The organism is Euzebyales bacterium, assembly GCA_036374135.1.
In the GTDB taxonomy this organism is placed as follows: domain Bacteria; phylum Actinomycetota; class Nitriliruptoria; order Euzebyales; family JAHELV01; genus JAHELV01.
On record DASUUK010000103.1, the window covers coordinates 16,845 to 34,940 of the forward strand.

13 protein-coding genes are annotated in these 18,096 nt (G+C 70.5%); all 13 read right to left on the minus strand.

Features of this window, described 5'->3' with window-relative positions; genetic code table 11:
* Positions 1–6: 6 nt before the first annotated feature.
* Complete coding sequence (locus tag VFZ70_16810) at positions 7–279, minus strand: hypothetical protein (protein HEX6257473.1); 273 nt, start codon at positions 277–279, stop codon at positions 7–9.
* Between the two features lie 136 nt (positions 280–415).
* Positions 416–991 (minus strand): RecX family transcriptional regulator, encoded by a 576-nt coding sequence (locus VFZ70_16815; protein ID HEX6257474.1) that lies wholly within the window; start codon positions 989–991, stop codon positions 416–418.
* A 68-nt stretch (positions 992–1,059) separates the two neighbouring features.
* Positions 1,060–4,461 (minus strand): LAGLIDADG family homing endonuclease, encoded by a 3,402-nt coding sequence (locus VFZ70_16820; protein HEX6257475.1) that lies wholly within the window; start codon positions 4,459–4,461, stop codon positions 1,060–1,062.
* Positions 4,462–4,660: 199 nt separating this feature from the next.
* Positions 4,661–5,221, minus strand: coding sequence for an RNA 2',3'-cyclic phosphodiesterase (gene thpR, locus VFZ70_16825; GenBank protein HEX6257476.1), 561 nt, complete (start codon positions 5,219–5,221; stop codon positions 4,661–4,663).
* A gap of 1 nt (position 5,222) precedes the next feature.
* Positions 5,223–6,506, minus strand: coding sequence for a competence/damage-inducible protein A (locus tag VFZ70_16830; GenBank protein HEX6257477.1), 1,284 nt, complete (start codon positions 6,504–6,506; stop codon positions 5,223–5,225).
* Positions 6,493–7,047 (minus strand): CDP-diacylglycerol--glycerol-3-phosphate 3-phosphatidyltransferase, encoded by a 555-nt coding sequence (gene pgsA, locus VFZ70_16835; protein HEX6257478.1) that lies wholly within the window; start codon positions 7,045–7,047, stop codon positions 6,493–6,495. Before pgsA ends, VFZ70_16830 begins: the two co-directional genes overlap by 14 nt.
* Positions 7,048–7,135: 88 nt before the next feature.
* Positions 7,136–8,212, minus strand: a complete 1,077-nt coding sequence (locus VFZ70_16840; protein HEX6257479.1) for a UDP-N-acetylglucosamine--N-acetylmuramyl-(pentapeptide) pyrophosphoryl-undecaprenol N-acetylglucosamine transferase — start codon at positions 8,210–8,212, stop codon at positions 7,136–7,138.
* 7 nt (positions 8,213–8,219) lie between these two features.
* The gene (locus VFZ70_16845) at positions 8,220–10,613 is read right to left on the minus strand and encodes a DNA translocase FtsK (GenBank protein HEX6257480.1); all 2,394 of its coding nucleotides are present in this window, start codon (positions 10,611–10,613) and stop codon (positions 8,220–8,222) included.
* Positions 10,610–12,262 carry a ribonuclease J gene (locus VFZ70_16850; GenBank protein HEX6257481.1) on the minus strand — a complete coding sequence of 551 codons (1,653 nt, stop codon included), beginning with the start codon at positions 12,260–12,262 and terminating at the stop codon, positions 10,610–10,612. The genes VFZ70_16845 and VFZ70_16850 overlap by 4 nt, the downstream gene beginning before the upstream one ends.
* The gene (dapA, locus tag VFZ70_16855; GenBank protein HEX6257482.1) at positions 12,259–13,155 is read right to left on the minus strand and encodes a 4-hydroxy-tetrahydrodipicolinate synthase; all 897 of its coding nucleotides are present in this window, start codon (positions 13,153–13,155) and stop codon (positions 12,259–12,261) included. The genes VFZ70_16850 and dapA overlap by 4 nt, the downstream gene beginning before the upstream one ends.
* 309 nt (positions 13,156–13,464) lie before the next feature.
* The gene (gene dapB / locus VFZ70_16860) at positions 13,465–14,175 is read right to left on the minus strand and encodes a 4-hydroxy-tetrahydrodipicolinate reductase (protein HEX6257483.1); all 711 of its coding nucleotides are present in this window, start codon (positions 14,173–14,175) and stop codon (positions 13,465–13,467) included.
* A 3-nt stretch (positions 14,176–14,178) separates the two neighbouring features.
* The gene (locus VFZ70_16865; protein HEX6257484.1) at positions 14,179–15,498 is read right to left on the minus strand and encodes a pitrilysin family protein; all 1,320 of its coding nucleotides are present in this window, start codon (positions 15,496–15,498) and stop codon (positions 14,179–14,181) included.
* Positions 15,499–15,588: 90 nt separating this feature from the next.
* Entirely contained in the window at positions 15,589–18,000 is a 2,412-nt protein-coding gene (locus VFZ70_16870) for a polyribonucleotide nucleotidyltransferase (protein HEX6257485.1), read from the minus strand.
* Positions 18,001–18,096 lie beyond the last annotated feature (96 nt).

Here is an 18,096-nt window from a genome sequence, read left to right on the forward strand (position 1 = left end):
GGTCCGTCAGGTGGGCGACGCCCCGTCCGCGTCATGACGGCGGACCGGGTCGTCGCCGGTGGCTGCTCCCCGGCCGGCGCTGCCGGCGGCGTACATGAGGACGGCGATGACGCCGAGCGCGGCACCAGATGCACGGTCGACGATCGAAACCGCCACCGCACCGCCGAGTGCGACGAGCACGCCCAGGGACCCGACCACCGGGGATCGAGCCGTGAACAACGCGAGCGCGACGAACAGCACCGGCACGCCGATCAACAACCACACCTGCAGCACGTTCACGTCGACTCCCAGCCAAGGACAGCCGGTGGGAGCATCGTAACCGAACCATCGGTCGATCGACGCGTCCGGTACCCGGGAGCGCGGATGGCCCGTCCGCGTACCGCGATGGCTGCGCTGACGAGCGGCGGACCGCCCGTCAGTCCCACCGCCGGTCCAGACCGCTGACGTCGATGGCCACGCGCCGCGCCAGTGCTGGGGGGTAGCCGCGACGCGCCAGGAAGCCGACCAGCCGGCGGGCTACCGACTCCGGCGGCAGGCTCGTGGGCAGCTTCTGCGCGCGCTCGCGTGCCAGTTCGGAGGCGACCGCCAGATCATCGCGCCCGTCGAGCTGGGCCAGCGCGTCATCGATCAGCGGGTCGGGCACCTGCCGCCGCTCGAGCTCCCGCCGCAGACGCGCTGCCGAGTAGCCGCGCACCATGCCGCGATCGGCGACCCACGCGTCGGCGAAGGCGGCGTCGTCGATCGCGCCGAGCCGGGTCGCGCGATCGATCGCTGCCGCGACGACGTCCGCGTCGTACTCGCGGGCCACCAACTTGCCGCGCAGCTCGGCCGCCGTCTGTGGCCGGGCCTTCGTCGACCGCAGGACGAACGCGAACGCGCGACGCACCGCGTCGTCCGTCGTGGACGTCGCGTCGTCAGCGATCAGCGGCGCGGGCCCGGGGCGGTCCGCGGACGCACGGCGCGCTGGTGAGCCCGGCACGGTCTGCCCCATCGCCGTCAGCCGCGCCGCGAGCTGGTCGCGAACGGACGCCGCTGCGCCACCCGCAGGCGCCGGATCAGTCACAGGATGCCGTCGGGGTCGCCGTCGTCGCCGGTCTCCTCGCTGGGTGTCAGACCGAGGTGCTCGGTGACCTTCTTGTAGATCTCGGCGGCCACATCGTCGTGCTCACGCAGGAAGTTGCGCGCGTTCTCGCGTCCCTGCCCGAGTTGCTCGCCGTCGTACGTGTACCAGGCGCCCGCCTTGCGGACGAACCCGGCGTCGACGCCGACGTCGAGGATCGATCCCTCCCGCGAGATGCCTTCGCCGAACAGGATATCGAACTCTGCCTGCCGGAACGGCGGGGCGACCTTGTTCTTGACGACCTTGACCCGCACCCGGTTGCCCACGAAGTCGGTGCCGTCCTTGAGTGACTCGATCCGCCGCACGTCCAGCCGCACCGAGGAGTAGAACTTGAGCGCCCGCCCACCCGGCTGCGTCTCGGGTGAGTTGTGCACCATCACACCGTCGACGAAGTAGTTGTGTGTGCCGTCGACCTCGATGTCGTACCGGTGCCGTCGACCCGCTAATGGGCCACGCTTCCTGATCGCCTTGATCGGCATGACGATCGGTTGATATCGACCGTCCTCGAAGACTGGCGCGACCGCGAACTTTCCGCGTTCCGACGGCAGAAGCTTGTAGTCCATCGAGGGATGGACGTACGGCGCGATCAGACGGTGCAGCTTGGCGGTCGCGGGTGTCGAGAACCGCAGGATCGCATTGCCCGCCGTCGTGACCAGCTCTGCTTCGATGCCCCACTCGTCACGCAGGTGCGCCTGCAAGCGGATCCGCGATGAGGGGTCGAGCGCCTCCACGCAGATCTCCGAACGTCCGGATCCGCCCCGGGTTCGTTCCTGCAGCCCTTTCGACCGGAGCGTGAACGTGCCGTCATCGGTGTACCAGATCGCCAACGACAGCGGTGTCAGCCGCTTGAGGTAGTCGTGGCTGATGACCTTCTTCCCGCCGATGTAGACCGCTTCGCGGAGTTCGGCGAGTTCGGGCAGTGGTCGCATGTCATGGAAGACGGCACCCGTGGCATTCGTCGAGCGGCTCGTACCGACGTTGGCGAACAGCGACGCCTTCCAGTCGGCGTACTCAGCCTGCTTCGCGCCGTGCCCCCAACGCAGCTGTGCACTGTGACCGTTCTGGTTCGGTGACAGTGCGCTGTCACCGAGCAGGCCGCCCACTACGACCTCCCACTGAAAGTCGGAAAGGTGGAACGAAGTCACCTGGACGACGAGGTCGCCGACCTCGAAGTTCCCCGCCTCACGCCATCCGTCCGGGGTGCGTACCAAGTGGTTCGGAGTTGCCGCGAAGTTGGCTCGGCCGTTGCCACCCGGACGCTGAACCGTGATGCTCAAGAACTCTTCGGTTTCGCCGTTGTCGAACCAATCGGTGACTTTCCGCGGGACGAGTTGGCCCAGCCTTTCGTCATACGACAACACCTCGACGGGCAGGCGTTGATCGACGATCTTACCAATGAACTCTTTAGAGCCGTCCGCAAGTGTCACTTGCGTTGACCAATCAAAACATCCGAACATCACGCCGATCTTCTCCCGGATCTGGTTGATGAAGATCGCGCAGGTCTTGGACTTCGACAGCGTCCCTGCGAGCTTGCGCAGGGCCTGGCTCATCAGACGTGCCTGCAGGCCGACGTGGCTGTCGCCCATCTCGCCCTCGATCTCGGCCCGGGGCGTCAGTGCCGCGACCGAGTCGATGACGACGATGTCGACCGCGCCGGAGCGGACCAGCATGTCGGTGATCTCGAGCGCCTGCTCGCCGGTGTCGGGCTGGGACACCAGCAGCGACTCGATGTCGACGCCCAGTGCCGCCGCGTACTTGGGGTCGAGGGCGTGCTCGGCGTCGATGAACGCGGCGATCCCGCCGTTCTTCTGCGCCTCGGCGATGGCGTGCAGTGCCACGGTCGTGTTGTGCGACAGCATCCCGTTCGCGATGAAGCTGTGGGTTCGCGGCAGCACGACGTCGAACGTTGGCTGCAGACCGGCGTCCTCGATCGCATCGACGGGCTCGAACGTGTAGCGGTGGTCCAACAGGTGTTGCAGGTACTCCACGATCGCCCGGCTCGTCGGCGTCCATGAGGTCATGCGGTCATCGGCCCACGCAACGATCTTCGCAAGTCGCTGCCGTGAGCACGCGAGCGCCATGTCGGTGCGGAACAGATCACCCGCGCAGCGATCGAGTGCGCGGTCACCACCGAGGTCGTCGCGGAGGTCGCGGATCAGTCCCACGATGTTGGGGACGTTTTCGAACTGCACATCGCGTGACGCTCGATGGAAGTTTGCGGCGACCTGCGCGGCGCGTCGAGTGGAACGGAAGCCGATCTCGTCGAGGAAGCGGTGCACGACGCTCGGGTTGATCGTGACCGTCCAGTGGTCGCGCTCGTCACTCGTGTTGAACGACGACGACACGGTGGCGGGAACCCCGAGCCCGTACAGAAGCAGTTGCACCTGCCGAGCCAGCTGCTCCGACGCGGTACCGAGGCCAACCGTGGAACTCGTGTCGATCCAGCCGTCGCTCTCGAACAGCGCTGACAGGAACGCGCGCTGCATCTTGTGACCGCTCGTCCGTACGCAGTGCGGCACGGTCTTCTGCGCAGCGGTGACGTAATCGAGGCCGTATCGCTGTGCGAGCTCGGCGCGCAGGGCCGTGTCGTGAACCGCGTACTCCTTGTCGTCGTAGCACCGTGCCTCACGATCGAACAACCGCTCGACGAGTGCGGTGAACTCGCGACCGACCTCGGCGTCCCAGTTGGTGAAACGGATCGCCGACCGGCTCGACAGGCTTCCTTCCGCCACGAGATAGCCGATGAGGACAGCCTCGTCCTCACTGAGCCCGTCTCCCTCGGACGCGTCGACAGCGCCGAAGCCGGCCGAGACGATGTGGTCACCCTCGCGGAGCGCGCCGGCGGTGCGCCACACGATGAACCCGCGGTCGTTGATGACGCGCAGCGGATGATTGTCGGTGACCGACACCGTTCGACCCGAGCGGAGCCGGATGCGGCGCACCCTTCGCCGGTTGTTGTGTGTCAGGTTGGCGACCTGCTCGAGCTCACCACGCTCGTTGACGAGCCGCACACCGAGTTCGGTGATGTCCGTCACACGCGACGTGCATGACGCTGGTTGGCCGCAACGAGCGAACAGCTCCTCCACGGTCTCGAGCCCGCGATCAGTCCAGATGTAGGTGTCGGCGGTGAGGCACTTCCCGCTGCTCTCCGGTCCGTAGATCTCCACGACGCGGCCGCGTGGCAGGCCACCGACGCCGAGGGCGATGTCCAGGCTCAGCGCCCCGGTGGGGATGGCGGCGACGGCGACCTGGGTGTCGTCGCCCATCCGCATGATGGCGCCCTTGCCGAACTGCTTCTCGATCTGGCCGAGGGCCAAGTCCAGCGCCTTGTCGCGCTCCACGGGTGCTCCTTCGCGCTTGCGTGCCATCGTGTCGTCGACCTGCCGTCGGTTACTCGCGCCGTACGGGCGTCCGTCACATCACCACACCGGTGGGCTCTGATGGATCCGTGACGCTCACGGTAGATCATCTAGCGGGCAGCCGCCCATCTCGTCGCCCGGCGGGTGTGGACGGCATCCTAGACGAACGGGTGTTCGGATGTCACGGACGTCCGCGCCCTCGTCCGGCCAGCGGCCACGCCGCGACGGACCGGTAGCGGCTGCCCGACGAAGTCGGCCGGGACGCGTAGAGCACGAGGGTCGCGACCGTCCACGACACCGGCAGGCCGGTCCCGTGACCGAGGTTGCCCACCCGCGGGACGGCGCGTCCACGGCGGCCGCGTGCGATGGTCAGGTGTGCGCGGAACGGCCGCGGGTCGATCGTCACGCCCGCGGCGTCCACCCCGCCGCGGACGGCCGCCGCGAGGGCGGTCAGGGCGTCGTCGTGGACCACGTGTGCCCACAGGACACGGTCGCCGAACCGCCCGAGGGTCCCGTCGAGGGTCAGGTCGCAGGGCGCCGACGCGCGGGCCGCCATGCCGAGCGCCACCTGCGTGCGCAGCCGCTGAGCCGTCGTCAGCTCCCCCAGGAACGCCAGCGTGATGTGCCAGTTGCGTGCCGGGATCCAACGGACCGCGTCGTGCCGGTCCCGCAGCGGCGCGACCGCCGCATCCAGCGATGCGCGCGCTCCGGTCGGCACATCGACCGCCGCGAACAGCCGCACGTCACGGGGCCGCCGCGCGGACCAGGCGGCGGCGGAGGAACTCGAGCGCGGCGGCCACGGCGAAGTGCTGCACCTCGGCGCGTGAGCGTGGCGGCAGCTCAACGGTGCGGCTGTCATCGAGGCCCGGCATCGTCACGGCCAGGCACACCGTCCCGACCGGCCGGTCCCCCTGCGTCGTGGGTCCCGCCACCCCGACGACCGCGACCGCGGCGTCCGTGCCCAACCGCCGGCGGATGCCGTCGGCCATCGCGCGCGCGGTCGGTTCGCTGACGGGCCCGTGGGTGCCGAGGACGTCCTCCGGCACATCGGCGAGCCTGCCCTTCGCGGCGGTGGCGTACGTGATGACACCACCGGCGAACCACGTGCTGGCACCCGGCACGACGGCCAGGCGCGCACCGATGCCGCCCGCGGTGACCGACTCGGCGACCGCCAGCGTCCACCCGCGATCGTTGAGCAGCCGCGCGACGGCGTGCTCGACGTCCTCGTCGTCGAGTCCGACCACGGCCCTGCCCAGCAGCGCGACGATCTCGTCCACCACCGGGTCCACGCGCGCGTGGGCGGCTGCGGCATCCGGCGCACGGGCCGCGACCTGCACGCGCACCTGACCGCCCGACGCCAGGAACGCGATCTGCGGCGTGTCCCCGTCGGCCAGCCGCTCGACGAGACCGGCGCACCGTTGTGCGACCTCGGACTCGGTGATGCCGGCGGTGCGGACGGTGCGGCGCAACGTGACCGCGAGGCCGCCGCGCTCACGCAGCAGCGGGAGCACCGCGTCCTGCGTCATCCGGCGCATCTCGCTGGGCACCCCTGGCAGGCAGAGCACCAGCGTGCGGTCGATGTGTACCGCGAACCCCGGCGCGGTGCCGACCGGTGGCAGCACGTCGGCGCCCACGGGCAGGTCGGCCTGTACCAGGTTGACCGGGGGCATCGACCGACCGCGCTCGGCGAAGTACGCCTCCAGCCCGGCGGCCAGCTCGGCACGACGTTCGAGCTCGACGCCCGCGACGTCGGCGATCGCGTAGCGGGTCACGTCGTCGGCCGTCGGGCCCAGCCCTCCGGTGACGACCACCACGTCGCTGTCGGCGATCGCGGCCCGCAGCACCGGCACCATGTCGTCGAGGTCGTCGCCGACGTCGACCACGCGGCGGACGTCGATGCCGAGCTCCGTGAGGCGTTGCGCCAGCCATGCGGAGTTGGTGTCGACGACGTCACCGACGACCAGTTCGGAGCCGACGGCGACCAGCCACGCCCGCAGATCGCGGCCGGACGCGTCAGGAGGCGGCACTGGCCCTGCGGGCGCCGCGCACCGCGTAGTCGAGCCCACTGCCGATGGTCAGCGCCACGGCGACGTACAACGCCGCCATACCGCTGCGGTCGGGCACGAACGGCGCGATCACCAGGCAGATCGCGATCAGCTGCGACACGGTCTTGAGCTTGCCCCAGATGCTGGCCGCCATCACGATGTCGCGGCGCAGGAGCACCTGGCGCTGGACCGTCACCGCAAGCTCGCGCAACGCGATGATGGCCAACACCCACCAGGGCACGTCGCCGGTCACGACGAGCGCGGCCAGCACACCGAGCACCAGGATCTTGTCGGCCGCCGGATCGGCGAGCTTGCCCCAGCGGGTGACCTCACCGCGGCGGCGGGCGAGCCAGCCGTCGGCAGTGTCGGTCAGTGACGCCACGATGAAGGCGATCAACGCCCACACCGACGCCGAGGTCGTGTCCACGAGCAGCAGCACGATGATGACGGGCACCAGCAGCACCCGCAGCGCAGTCATGACGTTCGCAGGGTTCAACGTCCGCGAGCCAGATGAGGTCGACACGCTCACATGCCTACCCAACGCCGCGGGTGCTCAGGCAGATGACGAGCGACCCATGTGGGCGCCTCGACGGCATCCTGCCACGTGTCGATCACGACGCAACGTCCAGCACGACACGAGCGAGCGCACCGGCGGCGTCGCGCCGTGCCAGCGCGCGGGCGGCCGCCGCCATCTCCTCACGCCGCACAGGGTCGTCGAGCAGCGCCACGACCCGGTCCACGAGCTCGGTCGGCGCCGTCTCGTTGTCGACCATGACGGCGGCGCCCTGACCGGCGAGCCACTCCGCGTTGGAACGCTGGTCCGAGAACGGACCGGGCACCACCACCGCCGGGACGCCCGCCGCGGGCAGCTCGGCCATGGTCGACGCGCCGGCGCGCGCGATGCACAGATCCGCCGCGAGGAACGCGTCGACGAGCCGTTCGCCCAGATAGGCGTGGACCTCGTACCGGCGCTGGAGCTCGGGGGGCAGCTGTGACCATCGTTCGACCATCTCGGCGTGATCGAGATCGCCGCACACGTGGACGAACCGGGCGCGCGTGAGCAGCCGCTCGACATCGGCGCCCACGGTCCGGTTGAGCGTCCGCGCACCGCGGCTGCCGCCGTAGAGCACGAGCAGCAGGTCGTCCCCGACGTCGAACGCCTTGCGCGCCGTCTGGCGGTCGCCGACCAGGAAGGCCTGTCGCAACGGGTAGCCGGTCACCACGGCACGGTCGCGTCCCACGAGGTCTGCGGCAGCGTCGAACGCGCAGGCGATCCTCGTGGCCAGGGGTCGCTGCGCACGCACGGCCACGCCGGGCCGGATGTCGGGCAGGAACACGACGACGGGCACGCGCAGCAGCCACGCGGCCATCGCCACGGGCACGCTGACGTACCCGCCCGTGGTCAGCACCGCGTCGGGACGCAGCCGCCGGAGGGCGCGCAGGGCCTGCACCAGTCCGACCGTCAGCCGCGCGATCGACCGCAGCAGCCGGTCGGGCCGTTGTCCGCGGATCGCTCCCGCGCGCACGGTCACGTAGTCGAGCCCCGCCGCCGTGACGATCCGGCGCTCCATCCCGTCCGGGGTGCCGACCCATGTGACGTCTGGTGCCGGACCCGGCCAGCCGTCGAGCATCGCCAGGGCCGGGTACACGTGTCCGGCGGTGCCTCCGCCGCAGATGACCAGTCGCATGGGACGCCTACCGTTTGGCGCCGACGTCGCCGACGGCCGACTCGAGTTGATCGACGGTCATGAGCACCTGCCGCGCCTTCGATCCCTCCGACGGACCGACGACGCCGAGCTCCTCGAGCTCGTCCATGATGCGGCCCGCCCGGGCGAAGCCGATCTTCAGCTTGCGCTGCAGCATCGACGTCGACCCCAGCCCCGACCGCACGACGAGCTCACGCGCAGCCTTGACCAGGTCCTGGTCAGTCGCGTCGTCACCCGTGACGTCGGCCATCATCGCGTCCTGGCCCTCACGGATGATGCCGTCGACATGCTCCGCCTCGCGCTGCTCCTTGCAGAACGCGACGACCTGCTCCACCTCCGTCTCCGACACGAAGCAGCCCTGCAGGCGGTGCGGCTTCGACGCGTTCGCCGGCATGAACAGCATGTCGCCGTCACCGACGAGCTTCTCGGCGCCCCCCTGGTCGAGGATCGTGCGGCTGTCGGCATGGGTGGCCATGGCCAGCGCGATGCGCGACGGCACGTTCGCCTTGATCAGGCCGGTCACCACGTCCACCGACGGACGCTGGGTCGCGACCACCAGGTGGATGCCGACGGCGCGGGCCATCTGGGCGATGCGCACGATGTGGGACTCGACGTCGCGGGGCGCGATCATCATCAGGTCGGCGAGCTCGTCGATGACGAACAACAGGTACGGGTAGGGCTTGGCCTCGTCGTCGGCGGCGACCGGTCGCTGCGGATCGGACGCCGCGCCGGCACCGGGCAGCAGCGGCCGCGACCGCACGTGGCCCTCGACCACGGCCTTGTTGTACGAGTCGACGTTGCGGTAGCCGCGCTCGGCGAGCACCTCGTAGCGCGACTCCATCTCCTCGACCGTCCACTGCAACGCCTCGGTCGCGCGCTTGGGGTCGGTGATCACCGGGGTCAGCAGGTGGGGAGCGCCCTCGTAGCTCGACAGCTCGACGCGCTTGGGATCGACAAGGATCATCCGCGTCTGGTTCGGCGTCGCCCGCATCACGATGCTCGAGATGATCGAGTTCATCGTGACCGACTTGCCCGAGCCGGTCGCGCCGGCGATCAGCAGGTGCGGCATCGTCGCCAGGTTGACCATGACCGGGTTCGTCGAGATGTCGACACCGATGCCGGCCGCCAGCGGATGCGGCTCGATCTGTGCCTCCGGAGAGCGCAGCACGTCCCCGAGCGTCACCAGGTCCCGCTCGCGGTTGGGCACCTCGATCCCGATGGCCGACTTGCCGGGGATCGGCGCGACGATGCGGATCTCGGGTGTCGCCAGCGCGTACGAGATGTCGTCCGCCAGCCTCGTGACCGCCGCGACCTTGACCCCTGTGCCCAGCGAGATCTCGAACCGCGTGACCGTCGGGCCCTGCGCCACCTTCGACACCGCCGCGTCGACATTGAACTGCGACAGCGTGCGCTCGAGCGACCGCCGCATCTGGTCGCGGCTGCGCTTGTTGCCGGTCGCGACCCGGCCGGTCCGCAGCAGCTCCATCGGCGGAAGCTGGTAGTCGGCCCACGGGTCGTCGGAGCCCGGCGGGGCGAGCCGCCGCGCGCCGGTTGCGGCAGTGGCCGCGGCGTCGCTCGTGACATCGATGCGGCGTGGCAGCAGCCGGGTGTCGAGCAGTTCCTCGTCGACGTCGGGTTCCGGAGGGTCGTCGGGCGGCGGCACCTCGGCCGTGGCGGCGACGGACGCATCGACCTGGGTCGTCGCATCGCCGACCAGCCCGTCCCGCTCGAGCGTGTCACCATCCGCCACCTCGCCGCGACCCCGGCCGACCCGCCGCTCACCGATCCGCTTGCGCAGTGCCGACCACATGGTCGCGGTCGCCCCCACGATCTCGCGCGGCGGCGTGGAGGTCAGCACCATCACGCCGACGGCGAGCAGTGCGATGAGCACCACCACCGCGCCCCACATCTCGGCGACGGTCATGAGCGGAACCGCCGCCGTGGCACCGAACCAGCCGGCTGCGGCGTGCAGCTGTGACAATGGCGCCCGCCACGACGGGGCGCCGCGCGCGAGGTGCCACAGCCCCGCCAGCGCGAACACGGTGATCAGCCAGCCCGCGACGACCCGCACGTTGCGTGGGCGCGCCGGCCGCAGCAGCATGATGCCGGCCGCCGCCAGCGCCGGTGGCGCGAGCAGCCCGAACACGCCGAACAGCCCGAGGAACAGCAGCTCGAGGAAGCTGCCGACCAGCCCCGCGGCGTGCAGGTACACGCCGAGCATCGACAGCACCGCGAGGATGAGCAGCGCGACGCCCCACCCGTCACGCCACAGGTCGCGCTGCTCCTGCGAAGCGCGCTTCGTGCTGCGCGTGCGCTTCGAGCGCGTGCCCGACGTGCGCGTCGACGAGCGCTTCGTGGACTGCGAGCGCGTCGCGATCGTCACACCTCCACGATCAGCGGATGGATGACGGGACGGCGACCGACCTCGTCGCGCCAGAAGCGCGCCAACGTCTGCACGACGAGGCGGCGCACGACGCTCGGATCCCCCTCATGACCGCGGTCCGCGAGCTCACCCTGCAGCACTCCCGCCGCTTTGGTCAGCAGGTCGGAGTGCTCCTTCTCGTAGATGATCCCGCTCTGCGTGACGTCGATGTCGCCGACCACCCGACCGCGCGAGTCGAGGACGACGGTGGCCACGCAGATGCCTTCGTTGGACAGGCGGTGACGGTCGCGGAGCACGGCGTTGCCGACATCCCCGACGCCGAGACCGTCGACGAAGACGCGCCCGGCGGTGAAGCCCTCCCCCCGGCGCACGACGCCGTCCTCGAGCACGACGCGGTCGCCGTCGGAGCACACGAGCACCTGCGCCGGATCGACGCCGGTCTCGCGCGCGATCCCCGCGTGGACCACCAAGTGGCGGTACTCGCCGTGCACCGGGATCACAGCCTTCGGGCGCACGATGTTGTGGACCATGCGCAGTTCGTCGGCCGACGCGTGGCCGGACACGTGGATGTCGGCGACACCCTTGTGCACGACGCGCGCGCCTCGCCTGAACAGGTTGTTGATCGAGCGGTAGATGGCGTGCTCGTTGCCAGGGATGACCGACGACGCCATGACGACCGTGTCGCCCTCGCCGACGGTGACCTGCCGGTGCTGGCCGACCGCCATCAACGACAGGGCGGCGAACGGCTCGCCCTGCGAGCCCGTGCAGATGATCACGACGTCGTCCGCCGGCAGCGTGTCAACCTGATCCAGTTCGATGATCTCGGTGTCGTCGTAGTCCAGGTAGCCCAACTCGCGGGCGATCGCGGTGTTGCGCACCATCGACCGGCCGACGAAGCAGACGCGGCGACCCTCCTCGCGCGCCGCCGACAGCACCTGCTGCACGCGGTGGATGTGGCTCGCGAACGTCGTGACGACGATGCGGCCGGTCGCTTCGGCGAACACCTCGCGCAGGGTGTGGCCGACGACACGCTCGCTGGGGATCAGTCCGCCGACCTCTGCGTTGGTCGAGTCGGCGAGCAGCAGTGCGACGCCGGCGTCGCCCAGCGCCGCCAGGTGGGGCAGGTCCGTGGGCCGCCCGTCGATCGGCGTCTGGTCGAGCTTGAAGTCACCCGAGTGCAGGACCGTTCCGTGCGACGTGTGCAAGGCGACGCCCAGCGCGTCGGGGATCGAGTGGTTCATCGCGACGAACTCGAGATCGAACGGCGGCGCCTCGATGCGCTCCCCCGCCTCGACCTCGACCATCTCCGCCGTGACGTCGGGATGCTCCTCGAGCTTGGCGCGCACCAGCCCCAACGTCAGCCGGCTGCCGTAGACCGGCAGCGGACCGAACTCGCGCAGGAAGAACGGCAGCGCTCCGATGTGGTCCTCGTGGCCGTGGGTGAGCACCACGCAGTCCACGTCGTCGGCGCGGTCGCGCAGGACGGACCAGTCCGGCAGGATCAGGTCGATGCCGTAGTGCTCGGCGTCCGGGAAGATCAGCCCGACATCGATCAGTGCGATGCGGCCATCGACCTCGATCGCCGCCATGTTGGCACCGATCTCACCGAGTCCGCCGAAGAAGGAGATCTCGACCGGTCGACCGCTCATGGCGCTCCCGCGAGGACGACGCCGGCCGCGCCCAGGGCGGCGCGCATCGCCGTGATCGTGGCATCGCTCGCGGCGGCCAACGGGGGCCGCACGGCGCCACCGGGCAGACCGACCAGCTCGAGGCCTGCCTTCAGCGGTGCCGGGTTCGACTCGATGAACAGTGCCGTGAACAGCCCGAGCAGCGCGAGGTGATCATTGCGCGCAGCAGCCGGATCGCGCGGGAAGACCTCGATCATGCGCGCGAGCCGGTCCGCGACGAAGTGCCCCGCGACGCTGACCACGCCGACGGCGCCGACCGCCAGCAGCGGCAGCAGGTCGATGTCGTTGCCCGCGTAGACATCGAAGTCGTCCGGCTTGCGAGAGACGAGCCACGCGGCCTTGTCGAGGTCCTTGACGGCGTCCTTGACGCCCACGATGTTGTCGACGCGTTCGGCGAGCGCCAGCAGCGACGCCGGCGGGATCTCCGCCGCGGTGCGCCCCGGGATGTTGTAGAGCAGCACCGGCAGGTCGACGGCGGCCGCGACGGTCGTGAAGTGCGCCTCCAACCCGCGCACCTGCGGCCGGTTGTAGTAGGGCGTCACGAGCATGATGCCGTCGATGCCGCGGGGCGCCGCCTCGGCCGCGAGCGCGACGGTTTCGGCCGTGTCGTTCTTGCCGACCCCCGCCACGACCTTGGCGTGGCCGCCGACGGCATCGACGACCGCCGAGAACAGATCGAGCGTCTCGTCGTGCGAGAGCGTCGGCGACTCGCCGGTCGTCCCGGCCACCACGAGACCGTCGTTGCCGTGCTCGACGAGGTGGTGAGCCAGCTTCTGGGCCCCATCGAGATCGAGCGTGCCGTCCGGCAGCATCGGACTCGCCATCGCCGTCAGCACGTGTCCGAACGCGGGCATGGTCATCACCTGCAATCACTGTGTCGCTCGTGGTCCGGCGTTTCCGGCCCGCCGCATGTCCCGCGGAACCCGGCTCCGCGGACCTCGCCGGTCGGCCCGACGGCTGTCGCACGCCGCTCCGCCGCGTCCCGCAGTCTAGCTGGCGGCGCCTCCACGACCGGTGCACCTCACCACGATCCCGGCTGGACCACACGGCCGGCGGGCCATCCCCCCACCCGCGTGCACGACGCCGGCGCATCGACGCGCCCGGCTACGGCGACTGGGGAACATGTGCGCGCCGGGCGTTGAGGATCTTCCCCGGCGGTCACATCACAGCAGCGCGTCGAGCCCGACGGTCAGGCCCGGGAGATCGCCGACCGCGCGCACCGCCATGAGCACGCCCGGCATGAACGACCGCCGATCGATCGAGTCGTGGCGGATCGTGAGCGTCTGCCCGGTCGCGCCGAACACGACCGCCTGACTCGCCACGACGCCGGGCAGCCGGACGCTGTGGACCGGCACGTCGTCACGGATCATGCCGCGTGCGACGTTGTCGACCGGCCCCGGTACCGCGACGGTTCCACGGCGGGCCGCGGCGATGCGCTCCGCGGTGCGCAGCGCGGTGCCGCTGGGCGCGTCGGCCTTGCGCTCGTGGTGGGCCTCGATGATCTCGGCCTGGGGCATGTGCGCGGCCACCTGCTCGGCGAGGCGCATCATGAGCACGGCACCGATGGCGAAGTTCGGCACGACCAGGCAGTGCGCCGTGCCGGTCCGCCGCGACAGGTCCTCGAGCTGGGCGGCGTCGAGGCCCGACGCACCGACGACCGCGTGGATCCCCCGGTCGAGCAGCCACACGACGTTGTCGTGGACCGTGGCCGGGGTCGTGAACTCCACCGCCACGTCGGCGCCGCCGTCGACCACCTCGTCGAGCGCGTCACCCGATCCCACGCGGGCGACCAGTTCGAGGTCCGCGGCCTCGGCCATCGCCTGACACGTCAGCGAGCCCATCCGGCCGTGGGCACCGATCACTGCGACACGCATCGGTCAGGCCGCCAGGCGGTCGCTGTAGCCGGTGAAGCGATCGATGTCGCGATCCTCGAACGGGCCGACGATCGCCAGCGACCAGTCGTGGCCGAACAACGCGCGGGAGACGTCACCGACCGCCGCGTGGTCGACCGCATCGATCGCCGCCATGATGTCATCCAGCGACAGCAGCGGCAGGTCACACACGACGGCGCGGCCCAGGCGGGTCATGCGGCTGCCGGTGTCCTCGAGGCCGAGGATCAACGATCCGGTCAGCGCGCCCTTCGCGGCCGCCAGTTCGTCATCGCCCAGACCGGCCCGGAGGACCCTCGCCAACTCCTCGCGTACGACGTCGAGCACCTCGGTGACCCGCTCGACGGCCGTGCCGGCGTAGACCGCGTGGTAGCCCACCTCGGCCTGCGAGGACAGGTAGCTGTACACCGAGTAGGCCAGCCCCCTGCGCTCACGGACCTCCTGGAACAGCCGCGACGCCATGCCACCGCCGACCGCCTGCTCCAGCACGCGCGCGGCGAACCTGCGCTCGTCGTCGCGGGCGAAGCCGACGCCGCCGAAGCACACGTGCGCCTGCTCGGTCGGACGGCTGCGCAGCCCGACGGGCCGGGCCGGGCGGTCCATCGTGAGCAGTTGACGGCGGGGCGGCGCGTCCGCGGGTGCCCAGCCGGTCAGCGCGGCCTCGACGAGACGGGCCACCTCGTCGTGCTCGATGTTGCCCGCGACTGCCACGACCACGTTGGACGGCACGTACCGCGACCGGTAGTAGGCGTAGATGTCGTCGCGGGGCACCGATGAGATGGTGCCCGCGGTGCCCAGCACCTCGCGCCCGAGCGGATGCGTCCCGAACAGTGCCTCACTGAACACGCTGTGCACCAGGTCGTCGGGCGTGTCGCGGTGCATGCGGATCTCTTCGAGCACCACCGACCGCTCGGCGTCGACATCCGGCGCCGCGACGAGCGCGGACGTGACCATGTCCGCCAGCACGTCGACGGACAACGCCAGGTCGCGGTCGAGGCACCGCGCGTAGAAGCAGGTGTACTCCTTGCTGGTGAAGGCGTTCAGGTCACCACCGACCGCCTCCAACGCGCCCGCGATCTCGGCGGCCGAGCGCCGGGACGTCCCTTTGAACAGCAGGTGCTCCAGGAAGTGGCTCGCTCCGGCGACCTGCGGCTCCTCGTCACGCGCACCGGCGTTGATCCAGAAGCCGACACTGACCGAGCGGACATCGGGCATCCGCTCGGTCACGAGCCGGACGCCCGACGGGAGCGTGACCTGGCGGATGTCCTGCCGCGCGAGGGTCTGTCCCTGCGCTGGGTCGTCGTGCATCGTCGTCCTGGTCGTCGCTACGGCAAGATCGTCATCGTCTGCCCGGGCGGAGGGGACGCGCGCGCCCCGCCGCCCGATCCGTGGGCCGGCTCAGATGCGTCGGCGGCGCCGCCGACGCACGGTCGACCCGTCGTCGTCACCGCGGGTGCGCTCCCGTGTGCGCCGACGTTCGTCGCCCTCCCCGTCGCCGTCACGGCCGCGGGTGCGTGGGCGTCCGCCGGCGTCGTCGGTCCGGCTCGCCGTCGGCTCGCTCGGTGCCTGGGCAGCGGCGTCGCCGGTGGCGGCGTCGCCGGTGGCGACGTCGTCGTCACCGCCGTCCTCGACGAGATCGAGGGAGAACTTCCGCCCGTCGCGGACCTGCACGACCTCGACCCACAGCTGATCGCCGACGCTGACCGCCTCGTCAGCGTGGGCCAGTCGCTTGTCGCCGCCCAGCTTCGAGATGTGCAGCAGCCCGTCGGATCCCGGCGTGAGCGTGACGAACGCACCGAAGTCGGTGGTCTTGACGACCGTGCCGAAGTAGCGCTCGCCCTCGCGGGGGATCACGGGGTTGGCGATGGCCCGCACACGCTGCAGCGCGAGCTCGGCCTTGCTGGCGTCGGCGGCGTAGATCTTGACCACGCCGCGTCCGTCGACGTCGTCGATGTCGACGTCGGCACCGGACTCCTCGGTGATCTCGCGGATGATCTTGCCCTTCGGCCCGATCACCTCGCCGATCTTGTCGCCGGGGATGTACTCGACGATGACCCGCGGGGCGTGCGGGTTCATCTCGCTGCGGGGCTCGGCGATCTCGTCGGTGATGACCTGGAGGATCTCCATGCGCGCGTCGCGGGCCTGGCTCAACGCGTCACCGAGCACGCGGGCGGGGACGCCCGACAGCTTGGTGTCCAGCTGCAGCGCCGTCACGAACTCAGGCGTGCCCGCGACCTTGAAGTCCATGTCGCCGAAGGCGTCCTCGGCACCCTGGATGTCGGTCAGGGTCACGTAGCTGTCGTCCTCGGAGATCAGCCCCATCGCGATGCCCGCGACCGGCGCGTGGATCGGCACCCCGGCGTCCATCAGCGACAGCGTCGAGGCGCAGACGCTGGCCATCGACGTCGAGCCGTTGGAGCTCAGCACCTCGCTGACCAGCCGGAGCGCGTAGGCGAACGCGTCGGCGTCGGGGATCACCGGCAGCAGCGCACGCTCGGCGAGGGCACCGTGCCCGATCTCCCGGCGCTTCGGGCCACGCATGAACCCCGTCTCGCCGGTCGAGAACGGTGGGAAGTTGTAGTGGTGGATGTAGCGCTTCTCGTCGTCGGGCGAGAGGTTGTCCAGCCGCTGCGCCTCCCGCAGCATGCCCAGGGTGAGGATGTTGAGGACCTGTGTCTCGCCCCGCGAGAACAGGCCCGACCCGTGCGCACGCGGCAGGACGCCGGCGGAGGCGGACAGCGGACGGATGTCGCGCGGCCCACGGCCGTCGATGCGCACGCCGTCGCGCACGATGCGCTGACGGATGAGACGCTTCTCCAGCGAGCGGAACGCGTTGCGGCCCTGCTTCTCGAGCTCCTCGTCGGTGACGTCGACGTCACCGGCCTCGTTGAAGACGGCGTCCAGCGCCCGCTCGCGGAGCGCGACGGTGCGCTCGGTGCGCGTCGCCTTGTCGAGCTCGCCGTCGGCGAGCAGCGCCTGCAGGTCCGCCGACACGGCGCTGTCGACGGCGGCCATGACCTTGTCGTCGTACGCCAGGAACCGCTTGAAGGTGTCCTCGGACCGCCCGGCCTGCTTGGCCAGGCTCATCTGCAGGTCACACAGCTGGCGCAGGTAGGTCTTGGACTCCTCGATCGCGGCGGCCACGACATCCTCGGTCGGCTTCGTGCCACCGGTCTCGATGATGTCGACGGCGTTGGTGGTCGCCTCGGCCTCCACCATCAGGATGTCGATCTCGTCGCTGGTGTGGTTGAGCCGTCCGGCCACCACGAGGTCGAACACCGCCTCCTCTTCGAGGAAGGCGAAGCTCGGGAACGCGGTCCAGGAGCCGTCGCGCGCCATGGCCATGCGCACGCCGGCGACCGGCCCGTCGAAGGGGATGCCGGCCAGCAGCGTGGCCAACGACGCGCCGTTGATCGCCAGCACGTCCGGCGGGTTGACCTGATCGGCCGACAGGGTGGTGATCAGGATCTGGACCTCGTTGCGCAGGCCGTCGGCGAACGTCGGCCGCATCGGGCGGTCGATCAGACGGCATGTCAGGATCGCCTGCTCGCTGGGACGACCCTCGCGCTTGAAGAACCCGCCGGGGATCTTGCCGGCGGCGTACATGCGCTCTTCGTAGTCGACCGTCAGCGGGAAGAAGTCCAGGTGGTCCTTGGGACGGCCCGACGCCGTGGACGTGACGAGCAGGATCGTCTCACCGATCGACGCGACGACCGCGCCTCCGGCCTGCTGGGCGACCGCGCCGGTCTCGAAGCGGATCTGTGCGTCGCCGATCGTGCCGACGACATCTGTACTGCCGAGTCTGCTCATGATTCGTGGGAACCTCTCATTGTGGCTGTGGCCGGTGCGCCCCCGACCGCGCCAGTTCCCAGTGGACCGACCAGTACCGACGGCACTGCTCCCTCC

Bases quoted from the DNA above. Each gene is read 5' to 3' on its own strand.
- VFZ70_16850 (HEX6257481.1), bottom strand. From the start codon at position 12,262: ATGAGCGGTCGACCGGTCGAGATCTCCTTCTTCGGCGGACTCGGTGAG.
- dapA (HEX6257482.1), bottom strand. From the start codon at position 13,155: ATGCCCGCGTTCGGACACGTGCTGACGGCGATGGCGAGTCCGATGCTG.
- VFZ70_16865 (HEX6257484.1), bottom strand. From the start codon at position 15,498: ATGCACGACGACCCAGCGCAGGGACAGACCCTCGCGCGGCAGGACATC.
- VFZ70_16815 (HEX6257474.1), bottom strand. From the start codon at position 991: ATGGGGCAGACCGTGCCGGGCTCACCAGCGCGCCGTGCGTCCGCGGAC.
- VFZ70_16870 (HEX6257485.1), bottom strand. From the start codon at position 18,000: ATGAGCAGACTCGGCAGTACAGATGTCGTCGGCACGATCGGCGACGCA.
- dapB (HEX6257483.1), bottom strand. From the start codon at position 14,175: ATGCGTGTCGCAGTGATCGGTGCCCACGGCCGGATGGGCTCGCTGACG.
- VFZ70_16840 (HEX6257479.1), bottom strand. From the start codon at position 8,212: ATGCGACTGGTCATCTGCGGCGGAGGCACCGCCGGACACGTGTACCCG.